Annotated in this window: 4 protein-coding genes; 2 read left to right on the top strand and 2 right to left on the bottom strand. The window is 70.1% G+C overall.

Annotated features, from left to right (window positions below; translation table 11 throughout):
* Positions 1-3 precede the first annotated feature (3 nt).
* Positions 4-528: a hypothetical protein gene (locus ABZ738_RS06360; RefSeq protein ID WP_176092454.1), complete on the bottom strand. Its 525-nt coding sequence runs from the start codon at positions 526-528 to the stop codon at positions 4-6.
* Between the two features lie 149 nt (positions 529-677).
* On the opposite strand from ABZ738_RS06360, the gene ABZ738_RS06355 reads away from it, so the two are divergent.
* Positions 678-1,295: a hypothetical protein gene (locus ABZ738_RS06355; RefSeq protein ID WP_131055257.1), complete on the top strand. Its 618-nt coding sequence runs from the start codon at positions 678-680 to the stop codon at positions 1,293-1,295.
* Entirely contained in the window at positions 1,295-3,211 is a 1,917-nt protein-coding gene (locus ABZ738_RS06350; protein ID WP_357211494.1) for a WXG100 family type VII secretion target, read from the top strand. The genes ABZ738_RS06355 and ABZ738_RS06350 overlap by 1 nt, the downstream gene beginning before the upstream one ends.
* Before the next feature lie 10 nt (positions 3,212-3,221).
* On the opposite strand, the gene ABZ738_RS06345 is transcribed toward ABZ738_RS06350, so the two are convergent.
* On the bottom strand, positions 3,222-5,813 hold the full coding sequence (locus tag ABZ738_RS06345; protein WP_357211492.1) for a discoidin domain-containing protein: 2,592 nt from the start codon (positions 5,811-5,813) through the stop codon (positions 3,222-3,224).
* Positions 5,814-5,859 lie beyond the last annotated feature (46 nt).

Here is a 5,859-nt window from a genome sequence, read left to right as displayed (position 1 = left end):
CCGTCACTCGTTATCCGGCGGCGGCGGCTTGTTCGCGTCGGGATTGTTGGGGTAGAGGGTGTGCACCGGCGACTCGGTCGTGTTGTACGCATCCCCGAGATCGATGGGTGGAGGCGTGCCGCCGTCGCCCTCGCCGTCCTCCTCGGGCGGCAGGTCATCAGCGGGGATGGCGGCGGTGAACTCGTCGAACATCTTGATGACCGTCTTCTCGGCCTCGCCGTAGTTCGACGCGGCGCTCGCCGCGATCCCGCACACCTGCGAAATCAGCCCGTAGGTTTCCTGTTCCTGCGATCCGAACAGATCCCACTGCAATTTCTGCAACCGATAGTTGAACTGCTGGACCTCCTCGGCGGTCTCGCCGGCCCAACTGAGTTCGAGGTTCTTCCAGGTGTTACCGATTCGCTCCCACGAGTCGACGACATCGCCCATGAGTTTGACGACTCGCTCCGACCCGATCGTCCACATGCCCTGCGGGTCGACGTTGATGCTCTGGCCGTCGTCGTAGTGTGCGGGCGCACCGCTCCCCATGCTCAGCCCCCCGCCCGCGCACCAATCGGTCTCGTGCCGGAGACGCTAGCATCGGCCCAGCTCAACCGGACCATCTCAATGTTGGTGACGGTGGGCGTCCCCCGAAGAGGGACATCCGTCCGCGAGGACCCGCGTGGTACATGTCTAAGATGGCCGACCCTGAGCTGGACACCTACGTACAGGCGTCGATTAAACACATACCCGAACTGCACATGGAAGAACGCTATGCGCGATCGGTCACCGGCGACAATCTGTTCAACCCGCCCAAGGACGCGGGCGACGAGACGAAGGAACTCGTCGAGCCGACCGTCCGCGCGTTCGGGGTCACGCCCGCCGACCTTCGCGGGGCGCAGAACTACATGCTGAACGAACTCAACACCCAGGTCGACGAGTTCGAGTCGTTCAAGGCGGACGTGCTCAGCAAGGGCGGCTGGATCTTCTACGCCGAGAACGAGGGCGGCGTACAGAACGACCGCGAGATCAGAAGCCACGACGGCGGCAGTCACATCTCGCGGCACACGGTCAAGGGCGAGGACCTCCCGCCGGTCGAGGACCCCAATCCGGATCAGACGCAGATGCTCGTGGACACCCAGCTCTCGCTGCTCAAGGCGGTCGGCGGTTCGATCCAGGCGGTCGCGCAGTACGTCGTCCGGGTCAACAACGCCGCCCAGTTCTACGCCGAGGCCGACAAGCAGTCGTTCGGCGAGACGGTGCCGACGGCACCCGAGTCCCTCCCGCGGGTCGGCGGCCCCGAGGAATCCGCCTGATGGCCGGGCCGGAGCAGCCGCCGACCAAGGGGCACACGTTCGAGCGGCAGAGCGACGGCTCGGTGGTGACGTACGACGCCGACGGTCAGCCGGTCCAGCAGGTGATGCCGGACGGGCGGGTCTACAGCTCGTTCGACGACGCGGGGCGCGCCCGGTACGTGGAGATCCCGCCGTCGGACGGGCAGGCGGCGACGTACGCGCACATCGGCTACCAGGACAACCTGACGATTTTCCGGTACTCCGACAAGTCGGTGCTGACCTTCGACAGTCACAGCCAGGACCTGGTCAGCCAGCGGCTGCCCGACGGCACCCTGTACACCGACTTCAACGCGAACGACCAACCGCAGTACGTCGAGATCCCGGCCCGCAGCGGGCAGCCGGCGACCAGTGCCGAGATCAGTTACCAGGGTGGCAACACCATCTACACGTACGCCGACGACACCGTCGTCACCTACAACGCCGACGGCAAGATCCTCAAAGAGCAACGGGCCGACGGCACGACGTACAGCGACTTCGACGCCGACAACCGGCCCGGCCACATCGACGTCCCCGCCACCGAGGGCCGCCCCGCCACCAGCGCCGAGATCGACTATCAGGGCGGCAACACCGTCTACACGTACGCCGACGACAGCGTCGTCACGTACAACGCCGACGGCAAGATCCTCAGCGAGCAACGCCCGGACGGCACGACGTACAGCGACTTCGACGCCAGCAACCGGCCCGGCCACATCGACGTCCCCGCCACCGAGGGCCGCCCCGCCACCAGCGCCGACATCAGCTACGAAGGCGGCAACACCCTCTACACGTACGCCGACGACACCGTCATCACCTACAACGCCGACGGCAAGATGCTCAAGGAGCAACGCCCCGACGGCACCACCTACAGCGACTTCGACGCCGACAACCGCCCCGGCCACATCGACGTCCCCGCCACCGAAGGCCGCCCCGCCACCAGCGCCGACATCACCTACCAGGACGGCAACACCCTCTACACGTACGCCGACGACACCGTCATCACGTACAACGCCGGCGGCAAGATCCTGACTGAGGAACGTGCCGACGGCACCACCTACAGCCAGTTCGACGCCGACAACCGCCCGCACTACGTCGACATCCCCGCCACCGAGGAACGCCCCGGCGTCACCGCCACCATCAGCTACCGGGACGGCAACACCGTCTACACGTACGACGACGAGAGCGTCGTGACGTACGACTCGGAGGGCCAGATCCTCACCGAGGACCGTGGCGACGGGTGGGTCATCACGTACAAGGACGGGGCGCCGACGTCCGGCGTCAACTCGGAGACCCGGGAGACGGTGACCATCACGCCGACGGCCGGCGGTGGTTTCCAGTGGACCTACTCCGGTGGCACGACCATCTTCCGCAACTCGGACGGTGCGGTCACCAGCATGGAGCAGAACGGCTGGACGTTCACCACCTTCGACTCCGAGGGTCGGCCGACGTACGGCACCCAGGGCACCAAGACGGTCACCATCGAGTACGGCAGCAGCGGCAGCGACATCAAGTGGGCGTACACCGACAACGGCAAGCCCTCGATCACCGTGATCACCAACGCGGACGGTACGCCGATCACCCAGATCAACCCGGACGGCTCCCAGTTCACCTTCGCCGTCGAGCTCGACAAGCTGGCCGACGCCGCCAAGAAGGTCGCCACCGAACGGGACACGCTGGAAGGCAAACTGAACGAGATCAACAAGGAGTTCCGCACGCTGCGCGACTACTGGATGAGCCCGGCCGGCAAGAACTTCGCGCTGTTGCTCGATCAGGTCGACGGTCTGAGCGGACAGATGCGCGACGTCCTCAACGAGGCGATCCGGCGGATGAAGCACACCCACGCGATGTACACCGACGTCGAAGAGCAGAACACCAAGAACCTCACCAACAACAAACGGTGAGCCGCCCTCCTCAGCGCACCTCGAACTCGTGGATCGAGTACCCGTACCCGGGCATCGCCTTGGCCGTGCCGACCATGCGTACGTACCGGACGGAAGTGCGGGTGACGGCGATGTCGACGGTCCCGCCCACGCCGCTACCGGTCTGGTAGACCGTCCGCCACGTCCCGCCGTCGGCGGACACCTCGACCCGGTACGCGGTCGCGTACGCCCGCTGCCACCGCAGCCGCACCTCGGTGACCTGCCAGAGTTCGCCCAGGTCGATGGCGAGCCACTGGGTGTCCGGGGTGAACGCGCTACCCCACCGGGACTCCCGGTCCCCGTCGATCGCGCTCGACGGCCGGTAGATCGTCTCGAAGCTCGACGCGCTGGCGGTCCCGGAGAGGGCCAGGTTCCGCCCCGAACTGTTCACCTGACCCGGCATCGCCGAGGACGCCGCGGGCCGGGGGGTGGCACTCGGTGCGGACGACGGCGACCCGCTGGGTCGGGGCGGGGCCACCGGCGCGGGCACCCGGTCGGTGCCGCCCGTCGACGCCTGGCTCTGCCCGGGAAAGCTCGGGCCGGGGGCCGCACCGGTCTGGCCGCTGCTGCCGGAGGCGGGACTGACCGAGGTGGACGGATCGTCGGTCGGGATACCGGACGGGTCGGCGGCGACCGGCGTCCCGGCGGAGAACTCCGGAAGACCCTGCGGCGGCGGTACGGCGTACCCCGGCGACGTGTCGGCGCCGGACGGCTGCCCGTTCGGATTCAGCACGTACCCGCTGGCGACCGCCACTGTCAGGACCGCGACGGCGGTCAGGATCTGGGCCGACAGCCGGGGCTTGCGCCGCCGCCGGGTCTCCGGTCCGGCCGGACCGGACCCGGACGGGTGTCGCCGCTCGTCGTCCGGACCGGCCGGGGGCGAGACCGGCGGACGGGACGCCTCGGTACGCGGTGGGCGCACCGCCTCCGTACCCTGCTTCGGCTCGTCGCGGCGGACCGGACGGACGGCCTCGTGCCGCGCCACCGGACGGATCGGATACTGCGTCGTCGGCTCGGCCGCCAGCGTCGTCGTCGGCGCGGCCACCAGCGCGGGTCCGACCGGGGCGTTCCCGCCGGACGCAGGCGACGCGGTCGTCTCCGGCGACGCCGCGCCCGCCCCGATCGTCCGTCCGACTTCGGGACTCCGCCTCGCGGCCGTCGGGTCCTCCGGCCGCTCCGCCGGTGCCGGGACAACCGGGATCGCGCCACCGGACTGCGGGGCGCGCAGCACGACGGTGCGCTGCACCACCGGCGCGACCGGCTCACCCTGCTCCGGGTCCGGCGTCGGGACCGCGTCGTCCCCGGCCGCCACCGCGAACCGGGCCGGCGACAACTCGACCCGCTGACGGGTCTCGGCGGGCATCCGGCCCAGCAGCGCGCCGAGCACCGGCAAGACGTGGTACCGGGGCGGCTTGCCGGGTACGCCCACGAAGATCCGCACCTTGCCGGAGGTCCACGGGTGCGACCGCACCAGGCGTGCGGCGTGCTCCTGCTCGGGTGGCCGCACCCAGAGGCCGGACTGTGTCACCTCGGCCACCCACCGCTCGCCGAGCCGGAAGACGTTCTCCGTCAGCTCCGGGTAGCCGTCGAGTCCGCGTACCGGTCCGACCGGGCGGGCCGGACCCTCGGGCGGGAAACTGAGGACGGTCGCGATCGGTTCCCAGGTGGCCGCCGCGTGGTCGACGGCGAGACTCGTCGGTCGGCCCTCGGGCGTGAGCGCCGGCAGGCCGGTGTGCACCTGCACCGGGACACCCGTTTCGCGGGCCAGGCTCGTCGCCGCCGCCGCAGTCGTGGTCACCGATCCGTAGGAGGCCAGCACGAGTTGCTGGCGTAGCCGGGACGGGAGCCGGTCGAGGAACTCCACGATGGCGTCCGCCTCCGGCTCCGGCTGCCCGGGCCGCCCGATCAGCAGCACCGGCCGGTCAGCGTCCATCGGCACCCCATACGCGGGGTCGTCGTAGTCCGGCATCGGGGTGCCCGGCAGCCGACCGAACAGCCACATCCCGGCCGGTACGGGAAGCAGCACCAGCTCACCGGGGCGCGTCGCGGCGCACAGCTTGTCGACGTCGTTCTCCCAGGGCGGCTGCGGGCTGCGATGGCCGGCCGGGGAGGCCACCCCGTCGGGGGTGTGCCGCAGCCAGCCGTCCACCGCGAACAGCGAGCCCCCGGGCACCAGCAGCACCTCGGCCCGGGGGACGTCGAGGGTGGCGGTCAGCTCCCGGGCCAGCCGACCGGCCAGGCCGCGACCGGCCGCCCCGGCCACCGCGACCCGGGCACGACTGCCCGGCGGCACCGCGATGGGGAGCACCGTCTCGACGAACGCCCAGTCCTCGGCGGTGTCGAGCGGCCCGACGACGGTCACCACGTCGCGCTCCGCCGCCAGCCCGGTCGCTGCGGCGGCGACCGCTCCCGTCGGGTCGGCGCCGACCACGGCCACCCGGTCACCGACCCAGTTCAGGGCCGAACCGAGCTTGCGGAACCGGCTGCTGTCCGCGAGCGACTCCGGGTTCGACTCGGCACCCGGTCCGACCGGTTCCGGCGACGGCTGCGCGTCGGAGGTACGGCCTCGTTGATCACGGATCATGCCGAATACTACGAGCCGGAGGTCTCGGATGTTCAAGACCCCCGGC

The organism is Micromonospora sp. NPDC047793 (assembly GCF_040642635.1).
Lineage (GTDB): Bacteria > Actinomycetota > Actinomycetes > Mycobacteriales > Micromonosporaceae > Micromonospora.
This window is presented reverse-complemented; position numbering and strand designations above follow the sequence as displayed.